At 54.7% G+C, this 22,509-nt stretch carries 25 protein-coding genes; 6 read left to right on the plus strand and 19 right to left on the minus strand.

Going from position 1 to position 22,509, the window contains the following annotated elements; genetic code table 11:
• The first annotated feature begins 11 nt into the window (after positions 1–11).
• A complete protein-coding gene (gene trxA / locus VQ830_RS08855; protein WP_337267736.1) occupies positions 12–332 on the plus strand; it encodes a thioredoxin in 321 nt (106 codons plus the stop codon).
• A gap of 52 nt (positions 333–384) precedes the next feature.
• Here the strand turns inward: trxA and VQ830_RS08860 are convergent, their stop codons facing one another.
• From VQ830_RS08860 to VQ830_RS08900, 9 genes are all read right to left on the minus strand, one after another.
• Positions 385–1,737 carry a bifunctional folylpolyglutamate synthase/dihydrofolate synthase gene (locus tag VQ830_RS08860; RefSeq protein ID WP_337267737.1) on the minus strand — a complete coding sequence of 451 codons (1,353 nt, stop codon included), beginning with the start codon at positions 1,735–1,737 and terminating at the stop codon, positions 385–387.
• A gap of 27 nt (positions 1,738–1,764) precedes the next feature.
• Positions 1,765–2,670: an acetyl-CoA carboxylase, carboxyltransferase subunit beta gene (accD, locus tag VQ830_RS08865; protein ID WP_337267738.1), complete on the minus strand. Its 906-nt coding sequence runs from the start codon at positions 2,668–2,670 to the stop codon at positions 1,765–1,767.
• Positions 2,671–2,709: 39 nt separating this feature from the next.
• Positions 2,710–3,549, minus strand: a complete 840-nt coding sequence (gene trpA / locus VQ830_RS08870) for a tryptophan synthase subunit alpha (protein ID WP_337267739.1) — start codon at positions 3,547–3,549, stop codon at positions 2,710–2,712.
• Positions 3,546–4,772, minus strand: coding sequence for a tryptophan synthase subunit beta (trpB, locus tag VQ830_RS08875; protein WP_337267740.1), 1,227 nt, complete (start codon positions 4,770–4,772; stop codon positions 3,546–3,548). Before trpB ends, trpA begins: the two co-directional genes overlap by 4 nt.
• A gap of 2 nt (positions 4,773–4,774) precedes the next feature.
• Positions 4,775–5,443, minus strand: coding sequence for a phosphoribosylanthranilate isomerase (locus tag VQ830_RS08880; RefSeq protein ID WP_337267918.1), 669 nt, complete (start codon positions 5,441–5,443; stop codon positions 4,775–4,777).
• 82 nt (positions 5,444–5,525) lie between these two features.
• Positions 5,526–6,287, minus strand: coding sequence for a M48 family metallopeptidase (locus VQ830_RS08885; RefSeq protein ID WP_337267741.1), 762 nt, complete (start codon positions 6,285–6,287; stop codon positions 5,526–5,528).
• A gap of 223 nt (positions 6,288–6,510) precedes the next feature.
• Complete coding sequence (locus VQ830_RS08890; RefSeq protein WP_337267742.1) at positions 6,511–6,942, minus strand: DUF2852 domain-containing protein; 432 nt, start codon at positions 6,940–6,942, stop codon at positions 6,511–6,513.
• Between the two features lie 146 nt (positions 6,943–7,088).
• The gene (locus tag VQ830_RS08895; RefSeq protein WP_337267743.1) at positions 7,089–8,324 is read right to left on the minus strand and encodes a polyhydroxyalkanoate depolymerase; all 1,236 of its coding nucleotides are present in this window, start codon (positions 8,322–8,324) and stop codon (positions 7,089–7,091) included.
• A gap of 185 nt (positions 8,325–8,509) precedes the next feature.
• On the minus strand, positions 8,510–9,352 hold the full coding sequence (locus VQ830_RS08900; protein WP_337267744.1) for a fumarylacetoacetate hydrolase family protein: 843 nt from the start codon (positions 9,350–9,352) through the stop codon (positions 8,510–8,512).
• A gap of 170 nt (positions 9,353–9,522) precedes the next feature.
• Here VQ830_RS08900 and VQ830_RS08905 point away from each other — a divergent pair, with 170 nt between their 5' ends.
• Positions 9,523–10,119, plus strand: a complete 597-nt coding sequence (locus VQ830_RS08905) for a nitroreductase family protein (protein WP_337267745.1) — start codon at positions 9,523–9,525, stop codon at positions 10,117–10,119.
• Between the two features lie 134 nt (positions 10,120–10,253).
• Here the strand turns inward: VQ830_RS08905 and gyrB are convergent, their stop codons facing one another.
• The 5 genes from gyrB to VQ830_RS08930 form a co-directional block, all read right to left on the minus strand.
• Complete coding sequence (gene gyrB / locus VQ830_RS08910; RefSeq protein WP_337267746.1) at positions 10,254–12,677, minus strand: DNA topoisomerase (ATP-hydrolyzing) subunit B; 2,424 nt, start codon at positions 12,675–12,677, stop codon at positions 10,254–10,256.
• Positions 12,678–12,809: 132 nt separating this feature from the next.
• Complete coding sequence (locus tag VQ830_RS08915) at positions 12,810–13,187, minus strand: helix-turn-helix domain-containing protein (RefSeq protein WP_337267747.1); 378 nt, start codon at positions 13,185–13,187, stop codon at positions 12,810–12,812.
• Positions 13,184–13,738: a Smr/MutS family protein gene (locus tag VQ830_RS08920; protein ID WP_337267748.1), complete on the minus strand. Its 555-nt coding sequence runs from the start codon at positions 13,736–13,738 to the stop codon at positions 13,184–13,186. Before VQ830_RS08920 ends, VQ830_RS08915 begins: the two co-directional genes overlap by 4 nt.
• A complete protein-coding gene (mltA, locus tag VQ830_RS08925; protein ID WP_337267749.1) occupies positions 13,735–14,856 on the minus strand; it encodes a murein transglycosylase A in 1,122 nt (373 codons plus the stop codon). The genes VQ830_RS08920 and mltA overlap by 4 nt, the downstream gene beginning before the upstream one ends.
• The gene (locus tag VQ830_RS08930; protein WP_337267750.1) at positions 14,849–15,550 is read right to left on the minus strand and encodes a Tim44/TimA family putative adaptor protein; all 702 of its coding nucleotides are present in this window, start codon (positions 15,548–15,550) and stop codon (positions 14,849–14,851) included. The genes mltA and VQ830_RS08930 overlap by 8 nt, the downstream gene beginning before the upstream one ends.
• 121 nt (positions 15,551–15,671) lie before the next feature.
• Between VQ830_RS08930 and VQ830_RS08935 the strand changes: the two genes are divergently transcribed.
• Both VQ830_RS08935 and secB read left to right on the plus strand, forming a co-directional pair.
• Positions 15,672–16,169, plus strand: coding sequence for an FxsA family protein (locus VQ830_RS08935; RefSeq protein ID WP_337267751.1), 498 nt, complete (start codon positions 15,672–15,674; stop codon positions 16,167–16,169).
• A 75-nt stretch (positions 16,170–16,244) separates the two neighbouring features.
• Positions 16,245–16,727 (plus strand): protein-export chaperone SecB, encoded by a 483-nt coding sequence (secB, locus tag VQ830_RS08940; protein WP_337267752.1) that lies wholly within the window; start codon positions 16,245–16,247, stop codon positions 16,725–16,727.
• Positions 16,728–16,779: 52 nt separating this feature from the next.
• Here secB and dnaQ read toward each other — a convergent pair whose 3' ends face one another.
• From dnaQ to VQ830_RS08965, 5 genes are read right to left on the minus strand one after another with little or no spacing between them, the layout of a single operon-like run.
• Complete coding sequence (gene dnaQ, locus VQ830_RS08945) at positions 16,780–17,490, minus strand: DNA polymerase III subunit epsilon (RefSeq protein WP_337267753.1); 711 nt, start codon at positions 17,488–17,490, stop codon at positions 16,780–16,782.
• Between the two features lie 4 nt (positions 17,491–17,494).
• Positions 17,495–18,094, minus strand: a complete 600-nt coding sequence (gene coaE, locus VQ830_RS08950) for a dephospho-CoA kinase (RefSeq protein ID WP_337267754.1) — start codon at positions 18,092–18,094, stop codon at positions 17,495–17,497.
• Positions 18,094–18,951 carry a shikimate dehydrogenase gene (locus tag VQ830_RS08955; RefSeq protein ID WP_337267755.1) on the minus strand — a complete coding sequence of 286 codons (858 nt, stop codon included), beginning with the start codon at positions 18,949–18,951 and terminating at the stop codon, positions 18,094–18,096. The genes coaE and VQ830_RS08955 overlap by 1 nt, the downstream gene beginning before the upstream one ends.
• Positions 18,944–19,573 carry a Maf-like protein gene (locus VQ830_RS08960; RefSeq protein WP_337267756.1) on the minus strand — a complete coding sequence of 210 codons (630 nt, stop codon included), beginning with the start codon at positions 19,571–19,573 and terminating at the stop codon, positions 18,944–18,946. Before VQ830_RS08960 ends, VQ830_RS08955 begins: the two co-directional genes overlap by 8 nt.
• On the minus strand, positions 19,573–20,394 hold the full coding sequence (locus tag VQ830_RS08965; protein ID WP_337267757.1) for a pyruvate, water dikinase regulatory protein: 822 nt from the start codon (positions 20,392–20,394) through the stop codon (positions 19,573–19,575). Before VQ830_RS08965 ends, VQ830_RS08960 begins: the two co-directional genes overlap by 1 nt.
• A 399-nt stretch (positions 20,395–20,793) precedes the next feature.
• Here VQ830_RS08965 and hemE point away from each other — a divergent pair, with 399 nt between their 5' ends.
• A complete protein-coding gene (gene hemE / locus VQ830_RS08970) occupies positions 20,794–21,825 on the plus strand; it encodes a uroporphyrinogen decarboxylase (RefSeq protein WP_337267758.1) in 1,032 nt (343 codons plus the stop codon).
• Positions 21,826–22,362: a protoporphyrinogen oxidase HemJ gene (hemJ, locus tag VQ830_RS08975; RefSeq protein ID WP_337267759.1), complete on the plus strand. Its 537-nt coding sequence runs from the start codon at positions 21,826–21,828 to the stop codon at positions 22,360–22,362.
• Positions 22,363–22,509: the final 147 nt, after the last annotated feature.

Below are 22,509 nucleotides of genomic sequence, written 5' to 3' on the forward strand. Positions count from 1 at the left end.
GGAGCAGCCTGATGGCTACCGTCACCGTCGACATGAACAACTTCCAATCGGAAGTTCTTGAATCCGCAGAGCCCGTCGTTGTCGATTTTTGGGCTGAGTGGTGCGGTCCTTGCAAGATGATTGCGCCTAGCCTCGAAGAAATCGCGGTTGAAATGCAGGGCAAGGTCAAGGTTGCCAAGCTCAACATTGATGAAAATCCTGAACTGGCCGCCCAGTTCGGCGTGCGTTCCATTCCCACCCTTGCCATTTTCAAGGGCGGCGAAGTCAAGGATATTTCCGTTGGAGCGAAGCCGAAGACAGCTTTGTCAAACTGGATTTCAACAGCTGCCTAAATTGGTTTGCTAAAGACCAAGCGTCATCAAGAACCCGGCATCTGCCGGGTTTTTATTTTGGCGGGGTGCCATTCTCTGCAAGGACTTCACCAACGAGATAAAGCGATCCGCCAATCAAGATGCGCGGTGGAGCGTCTCCAACATTCATGTGGCTGGCGATCAGGTCCAAGGCCTCTCCGACCGACGACATGGGTTCGGCCACGAGCCCCGCATCGTAGGCGGCATTGGCAAGGACGACCGGGTCGATCGTCGCATCGCTGTTGTTTACGGGAACGCAGTAGACTTTCTCAGCGAGCCCCTTAAATGCTCTGAAGTATCCGATAGGATCCTTCGTGTTGATCATGCCGGTGATCAGGTAGAGGGGGCGCGGCGACTTTTCCTCGAAATTGGCAATTGCCTCGGCGATGACTTCACCAGCGCCTGGATTATGTCCTCCATCAATCCAGATCTCGGCTCCCTTCGGCGCACGAGCTGCCAGTTGTCCCTCGAACAATTTCTGCAAACGGCCCGGCCATTCGACCGATCCCATCGCTTTTTCCATCATATGCTCAGTGACGTTGAACCCTGCCGCCTTCACTGCGCGAATAGCCGCTGCTGCGTTGGAATATTGATGGCGGCCCGGAAGCCGCGGCAGCGGAAGATCGGCAAGTCCGTATTCGTCCTGGTAGACGAGCCGGCCATATTCCTCATGCGCCAGGAAGTCCTGCCCATAGATCGCCGTCGGACACCGCAGGCGTTCTGCTGTCGACATCAGGACGTCAAGTGCAGCATCATAAGGCTGCTGGCCGATCACAACAGGATGACCGGACTTCATGATACCCGCCTTTTCAGCCGCAATCAGTTCAACCCGATCACCAAGGTATGGCTGATGATCGAGGGAAATTGGCATGATTACTGAAACAGCGGGACTGGGTATGACGTTGGTTGCATCGAAACGACCACCGAGGCCAACTTCAAGAACAACGGCATCGGCGGGGTGCTCCGAAAACAGGATGAAAGCAACAGCCGTCAGAATCTCGAAAACAGTAATCTTCTGTCCGTCATTGGCAGCGGCTACTCTGCGAATAGCTTCCGCAAATACGGCATCCTCAACGAGCCTGCCCGCTCCGCCAGGAACACCGATGCGGTAGCGCTCATGCCAGTTCACGAGATGAGGCGACGTATGAACATGGACGCTGTGACCGCCTGCCTCCAGAACCGCACGGCAAAAGGCCGTCGTCGACCCTTTGCCGTTGGTGCCTGCGACATGGATAATCGGAGGCATCTTTAAATGCGGATTGCCGAGTTTCTCAAGAAGCCGCGTAATCCGCTCAAGCGAGAGGTCGAAACCTTTCGGATGGAGGGACATCAGCTTTTCAATCTCGCGGTCTGCTTCGCTCACACCTTGTTCGTTTCTGACCGCCATAGATCCCTCGGATTTGGTTTGGCCCGCTTAAGCGCTCGCGGCTATTGCAACGGGTGGGCTTGCTGCATCATTTGCTGCAGAGGCTGGCTTCTTCATTGCAATCTTGAGAAGGCGCGCCAGCGTCTCGGGAATATCGTGACGCTTGACCACCATGTCCACCATGCCGTGCTCAAGGAGATATTCAGACGTTTGGAAGCCTTCCGGTAATTTTTCGCGGATCGTCTGCTCGATGACTCGCTTACCTGCAAAGCAGATTTCAGCACCTGGCTCGGCCAAATGGATATCGCCCAGCATGGCGTAAGACGCCGTGACACCACCGGTGGTCGGATTTGTGAGCACCACGATGTAGGGCAAGCCGGCTTCCTTGAGCATATCGACGGCAACGGTGGTGCGCGGCAACTGCATCAGTGACAGGATGCCTTCCTGCATGCGGGCGCCGCCTGATGCCGGGAACATGACAACCGGGCACTTTTCGGAAATCGCACGTTCAAATGCCTTCACGATAGCTTCGCCGGCAGCAATCCCCAAGGAACCGCCCATGAAATTGAACTCATGAACAATGGCAACCACCTTCAGACCGTGGACTTTTCCGAGACCGGACAGGATCGTGTCTTCCTGCTCGGTCTTCACGCGGCTGTCCTTCAGGCGATCGCTATATTTTTTAGAGTCGCGAAATTTTAGCGGGTCCTGAGCGACCTTCGGCTGCGGGAACGCTTCGTATTCGCCGTTATCGAAAAGATCGATCAGACGCGCCTTGGCCGGCATTTTCATATGGTAGCCAGAGGCAGGAATGACCCACTTATTGTCTTCGAGATCCTTATGAAAAACCATTTCGCCCGTCTCGGGGCACTTGATCCAGAGGTTTTCCGGGACTTCGCGGCGTCCCAACATCGAGTTGATGCGTGGACGGACGTAGTTGGTGATCCAGTTCAAGGTCAAAACTCCTGATTGACAAGTGTCAATGTGAGATAATTATTCGGCAGCAACAAGGCGAGCCGAGCGAACGCCGGAAGACAGGCTACGCACCAAGGTCACAACCGCTGGAACGGTCTCGCTCGTTGCACCATCTTCCGGTGTAAGGCTCGCTGCGATCTGGTTGACGATCGCGGTGCCGACCACCACGCCATCGGCAGATTGGCCAATGGCTTGTGCATGCTCGGCCGTCTTGACGCCAAAGCCGACACAAACCGGCAGATCCGTGTGCTCCTTGATGCGACGCACGGCTCCGCCGACGAGCGACGGATCCGGCAGCGCCGAACCGGTAATCCCATTCATTGACACATAATAGACAAAGCCCGACGTGTTCTTCAAAACGGCGGGCAAGCGCTTGTGGTCCGTCGTCGGGGTGGCGAGACGGATAAAGCTAATGCCTTTTTCCAGTGCCGGAATGCAGAGTTCGTCATCCATTTCCGGCGGCAGGTCGACAACGATCAAGCCGTCGATACCGGACTTCAGCGCATCGTCCAGAAAACGTTCGACGCCGTAGACGTAGATTGGATTGTAGTATCCCATCATGACGATAGGTGTCTTTTGGTCGCTCTCGCGAAACGCGGCTGCCAACTCGAGCGTCTTTTCGAGTGTTTGGCCTTTCCTCAATGCGCGCTGACCAGCCGCTTGGATGGCGGGACCGTCGGCCATCGGATCGGAAAAAGGCATGCCAAGCTCAATCACATCCGAGCCCGCTTCAGGCAAAGCCTTCATGATGGCAAGGGAAGTCTCGTAATCGGGATCACCACCCATAAAATAGGTCACGAGCGCAGGACGATTTTCGGCTCGCAACGCAGCAAAACGTTCGTTCATCCGTGCCGTCATGCCTGTCCACCCATGCCAAGAAGCTTCCCAACGGTGAAGATGTCTTTATCGCCACGCCCGGAGAGGTTCATCAAAATAATCTCGTCTTTGCCCATCTTGGGCGCGCGCTTTACGATTTCCGCAATTGCGTGCGATGGCTCAAGCGCGGGAATGATACCTTCCACGCGTGTCAAAAGCTGGAATGCTTCCAACGCTTCGTGATCCATGATTGGAACGTATTCAACGCGGCCGATGTCGTTGAGATAGGCGTGTTCAGGTCCGATCCCGGGATAATCGAGGCCAGCCGATATAGAATGGCCTTCCTTGATCTGCCCGCCATTATCTTGCAGCAGATAGGTGCGGTTTCCATGAAGAACACCTGGCGATCCCGCCGTGATGGACGCGCAGTGCTCCTCACCGCTAAGACCCCTGCCGCCGGCTTCCACGCCGACGATCTTTACATCGGGATCATCCAGGAAGGAATGGAAAATGCCGATGGCATTCGATCCGCCGCCAACGGCAGCCACCACCAGATTGGGCAGACGGCCTTCCGCTTCGAGAAGCTGCTGGCGAGCCTCGGTGCCAATTACCGACTGAAAGTCACGCACCATTTCGGGATAAGGATGCGGGCCTGCAGCTGTCCCGATGAGATAGTAAGTGTCATCGACATTCGTGACCCAGTCGCGCAGGGCCTCGTTCATGGCATCCTTCAAGGTGCCGTTGCCAGAGGTTACGGCCTTCACCTCAGCGCCGAGAAGACGCATACGGAACACGTTCGGCGCCTGACGCTCGACATCCGTAGCACCCATGTAAACGACGCAAGGAAAGCCGAAGCGAGCTGCGACGGTCGCTGAAGCGACGCCATGCTGACCGGCGCCAGTTTCAGCGATGATGCGCGTTTTACCCATACGTTTGGCCAGAAGGATCTGGCCGATACAGTTATTGATCTTGTGCGAACCCGTATGATTGAGCTCTTCGCGCTTGAAGTAGATTTTCGCGCCGCCAAGTTCGGCAGTCAGTCTTTCGGCAAAATAAAGAGGGCTCGGACGGCCGATATAGTGGGTTCCGAGATGTTTGAGCTGCGCCTGAAATTCCGGATCGCCCTTTGCCTTTGCCCATTCTTCCTGCAGGTCTAGGATCAACGGCATCAGGGTCTCGGCGACGAAACGACCACCGTAAATGCCGAAGCGGCCGTCTTCGTCCGGGCCGGAACGGAATGAATTTGGTTTCAAGCTCTGATCCACTTTCAACTCCCTGAGGCGGCGGAAAGGTGCGAGGCCTTGGCAACCGCGTCGAAAAATCCGTCAATCATATCGATGTTCTTCACGCCCGGCGCTTCTTCAACCCCGGATGATACATCTAGTCCTCGGGCACGGGTCGTGGCCAAGGCCGCTGCAACATTGTCCTTGTTCAGGCCTCCGGAAAGCATGTAATTGACGTTTTCGTCAAGCTGCTTCATCAGAGTCCAGTCAAACGAGACCCCATTACCTCCAGGAAGTTCAGACCCTTTTGGCGCCTTGGCGTCGAACAAAAACCGATCAGCTATCCCTATATAGGAATCGATGCGCCTCAGATCATCGGCATCGCGCACCGAAAATACCTTCATGACGGGCAGGCCATAAAGCATTTTGACTTCGAGAACGCGATCTGGGGTTTCGTTACCGTGGAGTTGAATCAAGTCCGGCTTTAAAAGCGACACGATTTCATCAAGATCGTCATTTGTGGGATCGACGACAACGGCAACGATTTTCACTTTTCCGCGCACTGCCGCAACGGCTTCGGCCGCATCAGCCGGTTCGATGTAACGCGGGCTCTGTTCAAAGAAAATAAAACCAATATGGCTTGCCCCACGAGCAACCGCGCGCTCAATGGTTTCGGGCGTCTTCAGGCCGCATATCTTGATATCCGGTTTCATGCGAGCGAAGTGGCACGAAATGACGCTCAAGTCGAGCCAAATCACAGGGATGCTTCATTTTAACGCTTCTGCAAAATCGGCCTTAATCGAAGTCAATGGCGTGAAGCCGGCTTCCGTTCTGCTTCAACCAGGACTTTGCCTCTTCCATCCTGGGACACAGCTTTTGGCAAAGAGCCCAAAAGCGCGGACCGTGGTTCATTTCCTTGAGATGGGCCACCTCATGCGCCGCCAGATAGTCGATCACAAGAGGAGGCGCCATCATGATGCGCCAGGAGAAGCTCAAATTGCCACTTGATGAGCAAGATCCCCAACGGCTGCGAGTATCCTTGAAGGAAATAGAGCCAATGTTCGCTCCAATCGATCGGGCATGCACCCGCGCGCGTTCTTCAAGATCAAGTTTCGCCTGCTTTTTCAGAAAGGTGGCAATTCGTCTACCGGTATATTCGGGAAGACCGCTCACCTTCAGGATCTTTTGATCGGCGAGCGTCACGGCTTCCGTCAACCCGCGCAGACTGCCGGTGAGGACAATACGGTGATCCTCACCCCTAAAGGGAATAATACTCCCATCGCTGAGGTCGGTGTCGATCACCAATTTGGCAAGTCGCGTCTTCAGCCAACCGCGGTGCCGGTCGATGAAGTTATCGACTTCGCGCCGCATCAGACCCGGGGGAACGGTCATATTGAGAGCTTTTCCGCCGGGCTCGATCCGCAAGGTAATACGTGTCGCCCGCTCATTCTGCTTGATGGTGAGTGGCAGGAGCCTTCCGTCAACGTCCAGCATTCGCCGCTCCGGCGGAACGGTTTTACGGGGGGAAATTTTCTTCCGAAGCGGCGATAGAAACATAGCGATTAGCTACCGCAAAATCACGCCAACGGGAATCGTCCCGGCCTCATTTTCGCAAAACTTGCACTGGAATGAGCCACCGGGGCAAAGCGTATTTCATTGAGAGCGCGAATGTCGGTGTCAGCTCAGAGAAAGAAGAGGCTTTACGGCGTTTTTCCAAAAGGCGGTGATCGCATAAAAAAGGCCGGCATCGAGATGCCGGCCCACTGTCAAGATCAACGCATTAAGCCCTTGTGAATTCAGTCACGGGACCCGAATCGCCGCGCGAGTTGCGGCGCTCGCGCATGAAGCGATCAAACTCTTCCTGATCCTTGGCTCGGCGAAGCTCGCGCATATACGAATCGAATTCTTCACGCATCTCATCAAGCCGGCGGCGCTCTTCTTCAAGGCGATTCAGCTCAGCAGTCCGCCATTCGTCGAAGGCGACGTTACCGGTTGAAAAGTGCGAATTGTAGCGCTGGTATGGACGCTTCAGCCCGCCGAAGAAGCGATCAGCAGCATCGTTTGCGTCGCGTTTGAAAGAACGCAGACGTTCGCCGAAGATAATGTAAGCAAGCATTGCCAGACCAAGCGGCCAGAAGACCACGAAGCCGAGCACCATCAACGCAATCGTTGCCGGGGTCCAATCCGGCCGGAGCAATGCAGACTGGTTCATTGTTTCCCATCCTTCATCTGCGTTCGACGGAATCGCGAACGCCCGATTTGGATGTGGTTAAGCCGCTTTGGCGGTTCAAGGCGGCAAAGTCGGGGGTCTGGTTAATTACCTGTTTCGTAACGAAGAAATTATATAGCCGACCAGCATCACGCCGTTTGGGATTGCTCTCGTGCAAACCGAATGATGCGCGGCGCGATTTCGCTTCTAAAGCGTGAACCGTTGAAAACGCCGTAATGCCCTACATCCGGCTGGAGATAATGTAACCGCTTCTCCTGCCGGATATTGCCACAGATTTGATGCGCAGCCTGAGTTTGTCCAACGCCGGAAATGTCGTCGTTTTCACCTTCGATCGTAAACAGAGCGACGTTCTTGATCGCCATTGGATCGACAAACTGGCCGCGATGCAGAAGCTCACCCTTCGGAAGAGCATGGTTGATGAAAACCCGCTCAACGGTCTGGAGGTAGAATTCAGCAGTGAGATCCATGACGGCCAGATATTCATCGTAGAACTCGCGATGCTTTTCCGGCTCCCCGTCATTCTTAACGAGGTGCAGGAAGAACTCCCGATGCGCAACGACATGTCGATCAAGGTTCATCGACATGAAGCCGGAAAGCTGGAGGAACCCGGGATAAACTCGTCTTCTGAAACCGGGTTGCGGCCAGGGCACTTCCATAACGGCGTTTTCGGCAAACCATTCGATCGGCCGCTCTACCGCCATTTTGTTGACGGCCGTCGGATTGATCCTTGTGTCGATTGGACCGCCGATCAGCGTCATCGAAGCAGGCGCGTGCGGATCCGAGCCTGCCTCCATGATGGCGGTCGCAGCCAGAACCGGAACCGACGGCTGGCAGACAGCAACCACATGGGTGTTGCGACCCAGGACATGAAGCATCTCGACGAGATAGTCGACATAGTCTTCGAAATCGAAATGCCCTTCCTCCAAAGGAACCATTCGGGCATCAATCCAGTCGGTGATGTAGACATCGGCATGGGGAAGCAGCGCTTCGACTGTGCCGCGCAACAGTGTGGCATAGTGCCCCGACATCGGCGCAACAACGAGAATACGCGGTTGATCAGGTTGATAGTCAGCAGAAGTCGTCTTTTCGAAATGAAGAAGACTGCAAAAGGGCCGCGACCACACTCGCTTTTCGACAACGGAAACTGGTCGGCCATCCATGACGGTTTCATGCAGGCCGAATTCAGGCTTTGCATAACGGCGCGTCATGCGCTCGAACATTTCCAGACTTGCCGAGATCGTGCGGCCGAACGCAGTCTGTGCCCAAGGGTTCAGCGGATTGTCATAGGCCCGCCGCGTCGCCTCTGCGGCGATGCGAAAAGGAGTCATCGCCGCATGATTGAATTCATAGAGGTGATAAAACATAGGCCATCTCCTCCGACGCTCGCTAAAGAAGCCTCCATCTCCAACAAGGCCGATGCGGCAGCATGATCAATTTCTGCCCGATCGGCAAGCATACGGGCAGAAAATAAGCAAATAGCGCGTTCCCACAGCGTCGTTTCGATGACGGCAGGTCACGCCGTCATCGAGGGCGCCGATGATCAATGTCATCAAACGTCTGCGACGAAGGTCTGCTTTTGCGTACCCAATCCCTCAATCCCGAGTTCGACGACGTCGCCAGCTTTCAGGTAGCGCGGTGGTTTCAGGCCCATGCCGACACCAGGAGGCGTTCCTGTCGAAATGACATCGCCGGGCATCAGCGACATAAACTGGCTAAGATAAGAAACCAAGAAGGCAACGCCGTACACCATGGTCTTGGATGAACCATTCTGCATTGTCTCGCCATTGACCTTCAGCCACATGCCAAGATTTTGCGGATCGGGTATTTCATCCTTCGTAACAAGCCAAGGCCCCAGAGGACCGAAGGTGTCGCATGATTTGCCCTTGGTCCATTGGCCGGATCGCTCCGTCTGAAACGCACGCTCGGAAACATCATTCGTAACACAGTAGCCGGCTACGTAATCGAGCGCTTCGGCTTCGGATACATATTTCGCCTTTTGCCCAATGACGACACCGAGCTCGACTTCCCAATCGGTCTTCTCGGACCCGCGAGGGATAACCACATCGTCATTCGGACCAACGATGGCGGAGCTTGCCTTCATGAATATGATAGGCTCCGGTGGGACTGTTGCACCTGTTTCTGCAGCGTGATCGGAGTAATTCAGGCCAATGCAGATGAATTTGCCTGTCCCGGCCACGCACGGGCCATATCTGTCCGGTGCTGTTTCCGGCAGGGAAGACGGATCAATGGCCTGGAGGCGTGCAAGACTATCCGGGGAGATACCAACACCGCCGATGTCGGCGACATGCGCAGAAAGATCGCGAATTTTACCATTCTGGTCCAACAGAGCGGGCTTTTCCTCTCCGGGTTTTCCAATGCGCAGTAGTTTCATCAGAGCTTTCTCCTCTAGCTTTGCTTACCTATGAACAAATTATTCATCCGTGTCACCAGGCTTTTTCGAGGGCGCCGCTCTCGAAGACACCGCAGTGTGATGCCTTCGCGATTGGCAAATGGCTTCAGAACATTTTACGATGCCGCGCTATCTTTTTGAATGGAAACGCTATGACAAAAAGTAACCACCGCGAATCTTCATTTCCTATCGATTCACTCTTCCTGGACCGCTGGTCGCCCCGAGCGTTCCGCGATGAGGCGATTTCGGAAGAACAGATACTCTCTATACTCGAGGCGGCACACTGGGCGCCGTCTTCGTCCAATCAGCAGCCCTGGCGTTTCATCTATGCCCTGAAGGGTACGGAACAGTGGGAAAAGGCGCTCGAACTCCTGATAGAGTTCAATCAGGGATGGGCTCAAAACGCTTCTGCTCTCGTCTTCATCGTCTCGCGAACATTTCAAGGCGAAGTCGATGGCGAGCGCAAACCGAGTTACTCGCATTCCTTCGATGCCGGAACTGCCTTTGGTTTTCTCTCTATCCAAGCACATCTTGCTGGCTTTCATACCCACGGGATGGGCGGCATTCACTACGACAAGATCAAAGAGGCCTATGCGATTCCGGATGGCTACCGCGTGGAAGCGGCAGTCGCCATCGGGACAATTGGCGATAGAGACACGCTTCCCGACAAACTGCGCGAGCGAGAAGTTCCGAGCAGTCGGAAGCCGCTGTCTGAAGTGGCCTTCAACGGTACTTTTACCGCCAACTGATGGCGCTGATCTCGCTGATCGACCCGTATCCAGCTTTAGTCGTTAAAAGCGAAACGGCGCGTCATGAAGGCGCGCCGCTACTTATTCCGGTTGATCTTTTTTTGCTCGACGAGGCGAATACGAGCGAGGAGAGATTAGATATCGAGATTTGCGACGTTGAGCGCATTATCCTGAATGAATTCGCGACGAGGCTCGACTTCATCGCCCATCAGTCGTGCAAACAAGCCGTCGGCATCGGTAGCGTCGCTGACCTTGACTTGCAGAAGCGAACGCACATTCGGATCGAGCGTGGTTTCCCACAACTGCTCGGCGTTCATTTCTCCTAGCCCCTTGTAGCGCTGCATGGTTAGGCCCTTGCGGCCAGCTGCGAAGACAGCTTCAAGCAACGCCCTTGGACCGGAAATCTCAGTTTCTCCGTCCCGCCGTGCTAATACAGGTGACGTCTTGTAGATTTCTTGAAGACGGCCGGAGAGGTTGTCGATGAGGCGCGCATCTTGCGAACCGAGAAGCGCCGTGTCGAGGAAGACGACTTCTTTGACGCCACGGACCATTCGCTCAAAACGCAGCCCGCCGTCGTTGGCAAGACTGCCTTGCCAACCGCGTTCCGTTTCTTCGGCAATCATATCAAGGCGTGCAGCGACCTCGGCCGTCAATTCTTCAGCACGGCTGTGGAGCGCCTCGGCATTCAAGGCTCCTGCAATCGCGGCCTGTTCAACAACGGAGCGGTTGTAACGGGAATGTAGATTATCAAGAAGCGTGCGAAGACGAAGCGCATCCTGAATGACCTCTCGAAGGTCCTGGCCAGCCCGCACTTCGCCATTCCCGAGCGTCAGCCTTGCTTCATCGAGCCCCTGGCCAATCAGATAATCCTCAAGTGCCTTTTCGTCTTTGACGTACTGAACCGACTTGCCGCGGGTCACCTTGTAGAGAGGAGGCTGAGCTATATAGAGATGGCCGCGTTCAATCAGTTCCGGCATTTGACGGAAGAAGAATGTGAGAAGCAGCGTGCGGATGTGGGCGCCGTCAACGTCAGCGTCTGTCATGATGATGATCTTATGGTAACGCAGCTTATCGGCGTTGAACTCATCTTTGATGCCGGTTCCGAGCGCAGTAATCAGCGTTCCGATTTCCTGGCTCAGCAGCATCTTGTCAAAGCGCGCACGCTCGACGTTCAGGATCTTGCCTCGCAGGGGCAGGATTGCCTGGTTTTCACGCGAACGTCCCTGTTTCGCCGATCCGCCGGCCGAATCGCCCTCGACAAGAAAAACTTCTGACTTGGTGGGATCGCGCTCCGAACAATCCGCGAGTTTGCCTGGCAACGAGGCAATGTCCAGCGCGCCCTTGCGCCGCGTGAGTTCACGCGCGCGCCGAGCCGCTTCGCGTGCCGCCGCGGCCTCTACCACCTTGCCGACCAGAATTTTAGCTTCTGCCGGATGCTCCTCGAACCAATGGCTGAGCGCCTCGCTCACAAGGCTCTCAACGACGGGCCGTACTTCTGAGGATACGAGCTTGTCCTTGGTCTGAGAGGAAAATTTTGGATCCGGAACTTTCACGGAAAGAACGGCAGTTAGGCCTTCGCGGCAATCTTCGCCCTGAAGGCTGACCTTTTCCTTTTTCGTAATACCGGAAGTGTCGGCATAAGAAACGACCTGGCGGGTGAGAGCGGCGCGGAAGCCCGCCATATGCGTGCCGCCGTCGCGCTGCGGAATGTTGTTGGTGAAGCACAGCACGTTTTCATGGTAGCTGTCGTTCCACCACATTGCGACTTCCACCGTAATGCCGTCTTTTTCGCCGCGGATAGCGACTGGACGATTTACCAGCGGCTTCTTGGCACGATCGAGATAAGTCACGAAGGCTTCAAGGCCGCCCTCGTAAAGCATTTCTTCCTGCCTTACGTCGGAATGACGCTTGTCCGTTAGCCGGATTCTGACACCTGAGTTCAGAAATGCAAGTTCACGCAGACGCCGCTCAAGCGTGTCGTAATCGAACTCGGTCATCGTGAATGTTTCCGAGCTTGGCATGAAGGTCACTTCCGTGCCGGAGCGACCTTCCGCCTCGCCAGTGACGACAAGCGGAGCATCGGCGACACCGTGCGTGAAGCTCATCTCGTGAACCTTGCCGTTACGGCGAATCCTAAGCTTCAGCCAGACCGAAAGAGCATTGACGACGGAAACGCCAACGCCATGAAGGCCTCCGGAAACCTTATAGGAATTCTGGTCGAATTTTCCCCCGGCGTGCAGCTGGGTCATGATGACCTCGGCCGCCGAGACGCCTTCGCCAGTATGAATGTCGGTCGGAATGCCGCGGCCATTGTCCGTGACGGTCACAGACCCGTCCGCATTGAGGGTCACAGTGACAATATCAGCATGGCCGGCCAAGGCCTCATCGATGGCGTTGTCAACCACCTCATAGACCATATGATGGAGACCGGAGCCGTCGTCCGTATCGCCGATATACATGCCGGGACGTTTGCGAACAGCATCCAGCCCTTTCAACACCTTGATCGAATCGGCACCATATTCGGGGACGGCTGTATCCGTCACGTTCGTATCGCTCATACTGTCTAAGAATTCCCTGTTGCGGAGGTCGCGAGAAGTGACGCGAATCAGCGTCTCCGTATCGTTTTAGAATATAGGTTTTCAGCCGATTTTCCCAATAGCCGGCCCTTAAAACCACAAGAAAACGGGGGATTATAACGCTTTTATGGTGTCTTGGCTTTGTTTTTCTAGAAGCATATCGATTTCGGCAATTCTTGTCGTGTCCAAGTCTCGAATTTTAGCGGCTAGCTTGTTGGCCAAAGCCGTATACTCAGGTGGCAAACCGGAAGTGTCGATGACAACGCGGGGATCGGAACATCGTGCAACCGCAAAAAGTTCGTCCGCTTCATCCCAGATGATGTTGAAGTAGCCGGCAACGCGCTGCAAAAATTCGAAGCTTGGAAGCCCGCGCTTGCCGTGCTCGAGGGCAGAGAGATAGGCAGGTGAAACTTGCAAAGCCATGGCCATCTCTTTTTGCGATACGCCTTTTCGGGCGCGCAAGCGTCTGACCGCTTCACCAAAGGGTGTCATGCTTCTTCCCCATGTCGGCGGGCAAGTCTGATGTAAAGCGCCCCCTCCCCGCCATGATGGCGCGCCGCTGTTTCGTAGGAGGAGATCAGGTGCCGGAAGTCAGGCTTTGAAAACCAGAGCGGCACTGCCCTTTTCAGGGCGCCATCGCTGCCATAGGAGCTGCCTTTACCGGTTATGACAAGAACGTGGCGCAATCCGCGCTGATGCGCCCTGATCAGAAAGTCGAGGAGGACGGCATGTGCCTCGTCCTGAACGAGGCCGTGAAGATCAAGCCGCGCCTCGAGCGCAACACGTCCTTTGGCAATCTTCTTCTTCACAGGCCGTTCAAGCGGGTAGTGTATGCCCGACGGCTTCTTCTTGACCGGTCGATCTGGTTCTGCTTGGGCAGGCGTTAAATGCGATCGTCCCGAAGCCATGGCGTGAGTTGCCTCCTGCTCAAACGCCTCCACGTCATCATCGGACATTCGTTCGGGATGAAGGGGCCGTGCGCTGCGTGCCACCTTGCCCCACAAAATGCGCTCTTCGCTGCTCAGCTTTCTGTCTTTGCTCATGACAGAAGTCTCGCTACGGCCTGCTTCGGCACGAGGATATAAAAATCCGCCGGATGGCGCACGGTCCCGGCAAGCTCGCCAGCAGTGAAACCTGAACCGGTGAAGATGTCGCCGCGCTGCGGCCCGACAATCGCAGATCCGGTGTCGAGAGCCAGCATGAGATGCTGAAACGGTTGACCTTGGTCTAGGTGTTTGAGCGTCTCCGCGCTGATGAAGAACGGGAAACCGAAACTGTGAATCGATCGGTCAACGGCAAGCGATCGACCCGCGACCAAGGGAACCTTGGCCGCAGCAATCGGCCCTTTCGAGAGACTTGGCGAATCCGTTTCGCGGAAAAAAATGTAGGAGCGGTTATGCCACAAGATCTCATCGACGCGATCGGGATGCTCGTTCAACCACTGACGGATCGATTGCATCGATATCGCCTTTGTCTCAATCTCGCCAAGCTCGATCAAGCGTTTCCCGATAGCCGAAAACGGGTGGCCAGCCTTTGCCGCGTAGGTTATCCGTTTGACGCGACCGTCAGGATAAACAAGCCGACAGGCGCCTTGAACATGGGCAAAAAAGACGTCGACCTTCGATTTTGCCCAAGCGATTTCAAGTCCCTGACCTGCGAGGAAGCCACTATCGATGGCGGCTCGATCCGCGTAGGGCTTAATTTCGTTCTCGACCATCCGGCCAAACGCATAGGACGGATCGAGGTCCGCCGGTCTGTTATTGTCATCAAGATCGATAAGATCATCTGGTCTGCGATAGAAGGGATAGCGGAAAACCGCGTCGAGACTATCTGAAACCTCGACCTCAGGTTCGTAAAAGGCGGTTACGAAACCACGCTGTCCGGCTAGTTCGCGGACTTTGACGGGTTGGCACATGTTCTCGAAGAAGGATCGTGCTTCGGCGGCAGTCGATGGAGCAAACCCTCGTACCGCGGCAAGCAGTGGTAGGAGGTCGTCACTGCCCAGCCCCGTCGACCCCGTGCGGTAGGGTTTGACCTCCGTGATATGCCGGTAGCAATCCTCCATAGCGGTAAAAAGGCTGGAAGGATTGTCGTCCTTCCAGCCCGGCAGTTCGTCGAATGCAACGGCCTCTAATGCAAAATCCGCCGGTCGATCACTCATGTTCCGATTCGGTGGCCACCAGTTTCCAGTTGGGGTCGCGAGAGCGCGTGTCGCGAGCGAATGTCCAGATATCGTTGACCTCCGCGACGTTCTCGGCATCTCCTTCGACAAGCTTGTTGTCCTTGTCATAGGTGGCAGAAATCAGCTGGCTGATGATGCGCAGCGTCAGTTGCGCTTCGGGACCCTTGACTTCCGCCTGAAGGATTTCCGCCTTGTCGATACCTATGAATGTCGATTTCACTGTCTGGCCCCTATGCTCACGCTCTGAGATCGCAGCATCAAAACCTTCGTAAACCTCTTTTGAAAGAAGATTCTTGAGCGTCTGTCGATCGCCTGTCGCAAATGCCATGACGATCATTTCATAGGCCATGCGCGCGCCATCCAAAAATTCTTTTGGCGTAAAGGATGGGTCCGAGCGCACGAGGTTTCTTAAAGCCTCGTTCAATTGAGTGCCGGCCGGTGCGAAAGCGTCGATCTTAGCAAAGCGGTCTTCTTCGTCCGAACCCTCGCGGCGTGGCAAAGTCACCACTTTCCCTGCGTCAGGCGCGTCCTCGGTTGAAGTATTTTGAAGACCGTAGGAATCGCGTGGCGGCTTTTCATTGCCTGTGCGACGGCCAAGAACACTGCGAAGCTGAAGAAAGATCAGCACCGCAGCAACGAGGAAGAATAAAGTAATGAAGTCGCTTGAGCCCATAACCTACGCATTTGCCAATTAACATTTCTAGTTTCTATACCCATATAGTCCGGTAACACAGATGATTCAAATGGCGGCGCGTTTGCCGCAGAAAGGACCCGGCTGGAGGTCGGGAAAGAAGATGCGTCCTTCCATGCTTCCTATTGTTTTTCTCCTGATGCCGCTCGTCGAGATCGCGGGCTTTGTGATCGTCGGTAAGGTTCTCGGGCTCGGCCTGACCTTGGCGCTCGTCATCTTAAGCTTCGTCTGCGGAGTTATTCTCCTGCGGCGACAGGGTCTCGACATCTTGCGGCAGATGAGGACACAACAAAGATCAGGTCAGATGCCTGGATCAGAATTGTTAAAGCCGGTCATGTCGGTGGTGGCGGCGCTGCTCCTGATCGTGCCGGGCTTCGTCACCGATATTCTGGCGCTTCTTCTCCTTGTGCCGGCAGTGCAGGACCATGTCTGGCGGTTCATTTCAAAGAGAATGTTCGTCATCAAAACTTCGGACGGATTTACTCGCGGTCAACCGAAATCACCCGCTGGGCCGGGCGTCGTCGATCTCGATGCTGACGATTACCGACGTGAGCCAGACCCTCATTCGCCTTGGTCGGGTAAACGCCTTGGCGATCAATAGGCACCGCGGGCAAGGGTTGTAAGGCATTGGCCGAAGTGTTAAGGCGGGCGCAAAGAACTGCTTTGAGGAAAGACAATGGCCGACGAAAACAACGCTACTCCAGGCAAGAATCCAAGCCTTACGATTCTTGCGCAGTATACCAAGGATCTGTCTTTCGAAAATCCAGGTGCGCCGCGTTCGCTTCAGTCGCGCGATAAGGCGCCGGCCATTAACATTAGCGTCAACGTCAATGCCAACCCTTTGTCCGACACAGATTTCGACGTCATTCTGTCGTTGAATGCCGATGCCAAGGATGGCGACAAGACCGTCTTCCACACAGAACTGGTATATGGCGGCGTTTTCCGTATCGAGGGCTTCCCTCAAGAGCATATGCTGCCGGTTCTTTTCATCGAATGCCCGCGGATGCTTTTCCCATTTGCACGTCAGATTATTTCGGACGTCACACGCAATGGCGGCTTCCCTCCGCTCATGATCGATCCGATTGATTTCGCGCAGATGTTCGCACAGCGCGTTGCCGAAGAGCAGGCGCGGGGCAATGGCAGTGTGATGCCGAACTGATAAGGCCTTTAACGGGCGGACGAATGAGAGCCAGGCGCTGTGCCTGGCTTTTTTAGTTTAGCCTTGAATATTTCGCCCAAATTCCATTGCCTCCAAGTTGCGCGACCAAGGCATCATGGGCTGCCTTTTCCGCTGCTGTCACTCTTGGCTCTAGAGGGCGAACCCGAGGCGCAAGATCGATGACGATATCGTCAGAGGAATTTTCGGCTCTCTCTCTATCGCCGTTGGCAGAGCCGAGGCTGAGCGCTGCCTGCCGACCACCAATCATTTCGATATAGACTTCGGCCAGCAGTTCGGAGTCAAGCAGTGCTCCGTGCCTGGTGCGATGCGAGTTGTCGATACCGTAGCGTCGGCAAAGAGCGTCTAGAGAGTTTGGACCCATCGGATGTTTACGACGGGCAAGAGAAAGGGTGTCGATGACCTGATCAGGCGAGACCGGAGGCATACCGAGCCGTGCGAATTCAGCATTGATAAAACCCATGTCGAAGGTCGCATTATGCGCGACCCACCTCGCCCCTGAAAAAAATTCGATGATTTCGTTGACGACAGCTTCGAAAGGCTGCTTATCGCTCAAAAACTCGTCACTAATGCCGTGAACAGCGAGCGCTTCAGGATGAACCTTTCGGTCTCCTGGATTGATATAGATATGCAGGCTACGACCTGTTGGAAAATGATTGAGAAGCTCGATGCCGCCAATTTCGATGATGCGATCAAGCTGATTGTCGAGGCCCGTCGTTTCCGTATCGAAAATGATTTCGCGCAAAGTCCTAGCTCCTACTCGCGTTTCCGCTTTTTAGTTTCTCGATGAGTGCGAGGACGTCCCGCCTCGCCGGCTCAATGCCACGGCCAGTATCAATGATGAAATCCGCACGCTTACGCTTTTCCTCATCTGGCATTTGCCGCTTCATGATCAGTTCAAACTTTTCCTCGCTCATGCCGGGTCGCGCAAGGACCCGCTGTCGTTGAATCTGTGGATCGGCGCTCACGACGACGACAAAATCAACGCGGTCCTGCGCTTTCGTCTCAAAGAGAAGTGGAATATCGAGAACGGCCAATGTCGCGCCCGCGCGTTTCTGCTCCTTCAAAAATTCATCCTGTTTTTGACGAACAAGCGGATGCACGATCGCTTCAAGAATTGCAAAGTCCGCCGGCTTGTCGGCAAGCCTTTTCGAGAGAGCCGCACGATCGACAGCGCCGTCGCGAATGACCTCAGGAAACGCTGAGCCAATCGGCCCGACTGCTTCTTCCTGATAGAGCGAATGAACAACGGCATCGGAATCGCAGACCGCGATACCAGCCTCCTGGAAAAGCCGTGCGGTCGTCGACTTTCCCATGCCAATCGATCCCGTCACGCCGATGGTCAGCATCAATGACGATCCATATCCTTCAGGACCAGAGATCGAAGAACCTCATCGACCACAGGACGCCTGCCAAACCATTTCTCGAATCCGGGAACGGCTTGATGAAGCAGCATGCCAAGGCCATCGACGGTCTCAAATCCCTGTTCCTTCGCCTGACGCAAGATCGGCGTCATGAGGGGCACATAGACAATATCGGTTACAACCGCTTTCGATAGAAGAGGGGAAAAATCTATGACCGGCGCTTCGCTGTCATCCATTCCGAGCGAGGTCGTGTTGATAAACAGGCCTGCGCCCTTCATGATCTCCACAAGAGCCCCACTTCGATGGGCATGCACATTCATTCCAAATCGATCGGCTAATTCCTGCGCCCGCTCAACCGTCCGATTGACGACATGGATCTCGCCAATCCCTCGCTCGCGAAGCGCTTGAATGACAGCCCGGGCTGCGCCGCCTGCTCCCAGCACGACGGCGCGATCCACCTTATCCCAATCGGGTCGGCGCTCGTCGAGATTGGCAAGGAAACCGTAGGCATCGGTGTTGGTCGCATACAAGCGCCCTTCTTCCCGCCAAAGCGTATTGGCTGCGCCAATCTCTTGCGCTGTTTCATCTGGCCGATCCGCCATCTTTAGAGCTGTTTCTTTGTGGGGTATCGTGACATTGCCGCCGACATAGAAGGATGTCTGAGATTTCAGCTTTTCAATAAATTCGGCAAAAGCGGAGGGCTCAACCTCCACCGCTGAATATTGACCTTCTATACCGCAGGATTTCAGCCAGTGCCGGTGGATGATGGGAGATCGTGAATGACCAATGGGATAGCCGGCGACGAAGGCTTGAGTGGGAAATGTTTCACGTGAATCAAGCATCGATCAGTCCGAGATCCCTGAGCTTTTGTAAAAGCGGCAGCATGGGCAAGCCAATGATGGTAAAATAATCTCCTTCGATGCCTGAAAAAAGCTGGATGCCCTGCCCCTCAAGCTGATAGCCGCCAACACTCTTTTTTACCTCATCGCCGATACGGTCGAGATAAAGATCGATGAAGTGTTCACTGAGCTCACGCATAGTCAGTCTTGCTTCGGCAACATGTTCCCAGACCACCTCATCGTTCCTGACCAAGGCTATGGCACTATGAAGAATATGGGTCCTTCCCGACAGCAGTTTTAAATTCTCGCGCGCCTCGTCTCGCTCTTTCGGCTTATGAAACACACGATCACCAAACGCCATGGTCTGATCTGATCCCACGACGAGAGCATCGCGGTGCTTCGCACTCACATCCCTTGCTTTCGCCTTGGCGAGAACAAGCGCAACCTGTCTGGGCGACGCTTCATCCTTCTCTAGCGCCGCCTCGATTTGACGCTCATCAATATCGGCGGGCTGTGCGGTGAAGGAGAGGCCAGCATTTTCCATCAAAGCGCGGCGAAATGGACTGGAGGAGGCAAGCACAAGCATGGTGGTCGTCTGACTTTCTCTGAAGTTGACGAAGGCCATTAGCGCAGCTTTGGGCGTAGGGCAACGATCGCGGCCGCCGTTTCCTCGATGGAGCGGCGCGTTACATCGATCATCGGCCAACCATGCTTTGCTGAAAGCGAACGCGCGTATTTCAGTTCTTCGGCGATCGCGGCTCTATCGACATATTCGCCGCGATCGAAGCCTTGGGTGGTGCCGAGCACGCGGTTTTCGCGAACCTGCGAGATTCTATCGGATGTGGCGACGAGGCACACGATTAAGGGCTTAGTTGCCTTGAAGAGCATGTCCGGCAAGGGCAAGCCCGGTACGATCGGAATATTCGCTGTTTTGATCCCGCGATTGGCGAGATAAATGCTGGTAGGTGTCTTTGAGGTTCGGCTGATGCCGACCACGATGACGTCAGCCTCATCATAATCCTCCGGCATCTGGCCATCGTCATGATCCATGGCGAAATCAAGCGCTTCAATCCTGGCGAAATAGTCGCGATTCATGATGTGCTGAGCCCCGACACGCCGCCTCGATGGCGCGCCCAGATAAATCTGGAATGCGCCGAGAACGGGTTCGAGAACATTGACACAGGCAACGCCGATCTCAGCACAACGACTATCAATGATGGCAGCAAGCTCCTGATCAACGACGGTGTAGAGAACGATACCCGGTTCGCGATCAATGGCTTCCAAAACGGGAAGAAGCTGTTTGCGATTTCGAATCAAAGCATAGACATGCTCGATTGGCTGCGCACCCCGGAACTGAACCGACGCGGCGCGCCCTGCTGAAATAAGAGTCTCTCCGGTAGAGTCAGAAATGAGGTGCAAATGGAAGAAGTTCGGACGGTTCTCCAAGCTATTTTCCGCAATCTGTTGAAAACTAGGGATAGATCGGAGCTAACGGCGAGGCGGGTCGGAAGGCAAGGGAAAACCTTTAAGGTTGTCCACATTCGGCTTTTTCCAGATTGGGAATGAAGGCACTTGTGCAAACTGGGGAGAAGAGAAAGTTAGGTCAGGTAAATCCACAGGTTTTCCACAAAAACGGGATTACGGACTACTCTGTAAGTGTTTGAGAAAAATGAATAAAACGGAATTCCTGCGCTTTTCATGGCTTATAAGCGTCACGCTATTCCGGCATTCCCGGTTTAACGCGACCTTTGGCCTCAATGGTGGACGGATTTTAATCCTTGATAGACACAGACTCTAAGAAATAGAAACTCTTTAAAATAGATTTGTATTTTTAAGGACGAGGGTTTGGATAACTCACAGCGCAGGCTAATGAGGGTCATTTCAGGAGAGACGTTGACCCCTCCCCCCATCTGGCTGATGCGTCAGGCTGGACGATATCTTCCAGAGTATCGCGAAACGCGAAAGGAGGCTGGGAGTTTCCTTGACCTTTGCTACAGCCCCGAGAAGGCCGTCGAGGTCACCCTTCAGCCGATTCGGCGTTACGCTTTTGATGCCGCCATTTTATTCTCTGATATTCTTGTTGTTCCTGATGCCCTGAGACGCAACGTGCGCTTTAGCGAGGGGCGAGGACCAGAGCTCGATCCGATCGATGCTGAAGGCATCGCGCGCCTGAAGGCGGATAACGTCATCGAGCATCTTTCTCCTGTCTTTGAAACGGTAAAGCGGCTTAGGAAGGAACTTCCATCGGAGACGGCTCTGCTTGGTTTTTGTGGTGCGCCATGGACAGTTGCTACCTACATGATCGCCGGCCACGGAACGCCTGACCAGGCGCCAGCCCGTCTTTTTGCCTACCAGAACCCAGGCGCATTCGAAGCTCTTTTGTCGATCCTTGCCGACATTAGTGCTGACTACCTCGTGGCGCAGATCGATGCGGGCGCTGATGCTGTCCAGATTTTCGATTCCTGGGCCGGGGTGCTGGGGGAACGCGAATTCGAAGATTATGCCATCAAGCCCGTCACGCGCATCATCGCTGCGGTGAAATCCCGACGACCTCAGGCGCGGATCATCGCCTTTGCCAAGAATGCCGGATATCTCTTGAAGGACTACCGCCGGAAAACGGGTGCCGATGTCATAGGCCTTGATTGGTCCGTTCCACTTTCCTTTGCAGCCGAGCTGCAGAAAGAAGGACCCGTCCAGGGCAACCTCGATCCCATGCGGCTGGTGGCTGGTGGACATGCGCTGGAAGACGGGATTGACGATATCCTGCATCATCTTGGTCAAGGTCCACTGATCTTCAACCTCGGCCACGGGATCGTTCCGCAAACCAATCCGAACCACGTGACGGCTTTGGTCAATCGCGTCAGGAAGGCGCTCTAGATGGAAATGCCGACATCCGAAAAAGCGGGTCATAAAGCGAGATTACGCGCTGCCACGGCTTTGATGGTATTCGCTGCGCTGGCGATGGCGCTCGTGATGTGGCAGCCAGACAACCTCTATGTCTGGGTAAAGGCACTCCACATCATTGCGGTGATCTCATGGATGGCCGGTCTGTTCTACCTTCCGCGGCTCTTCATCTATCACACGGAGGCGGAAGTCGGATCCGCAAGCGCAGAAACCTTCAAAGTAATGGAACGTCGTCTTCTGAAGATCATCATGAACCCTGCAATGATGCTGACCTGGATCTTCGGGCTTTATCTTGCCTGGGAGGGCTTCAGTTTTCAGGGTGGATGGCTGCATGCCAAGATTGCGCTGGTCATCGGTATGACGGGTTTGCATATGCACTTCAGTCACGCCGTCCGAGCCTTTTCGCGCGATGAGAATAGGCATACGACCCGCTACTGGCGTCTGATGAACGAAGGGCCAACAATCTTGATGATATTGATCGTCATTTTGGTGGTGGTAAAACCTTTCTAGGGCTAAATCGGCGTTAAAATTTACAAGAATGTTCATCCCCCTCTTGCGGGCGGGATTACGAGTCGCTATTTTCCGCGCATCTCCTCTCGTGGCATGTATGTAGAGTTCATTCGCCTGCCGAATACAGCGCAGGTCAGATCATCGACC

This window comes from Oryzifoliimicrobium ureilyticum, assembly GCF_037199735.1.
GTDB lineage: Bacteria > Pseudomonadota > Alphaproteobacteria > Rhizobiales > Rhizobiaceae > Rhizobium > Rhizobium ureilyticus.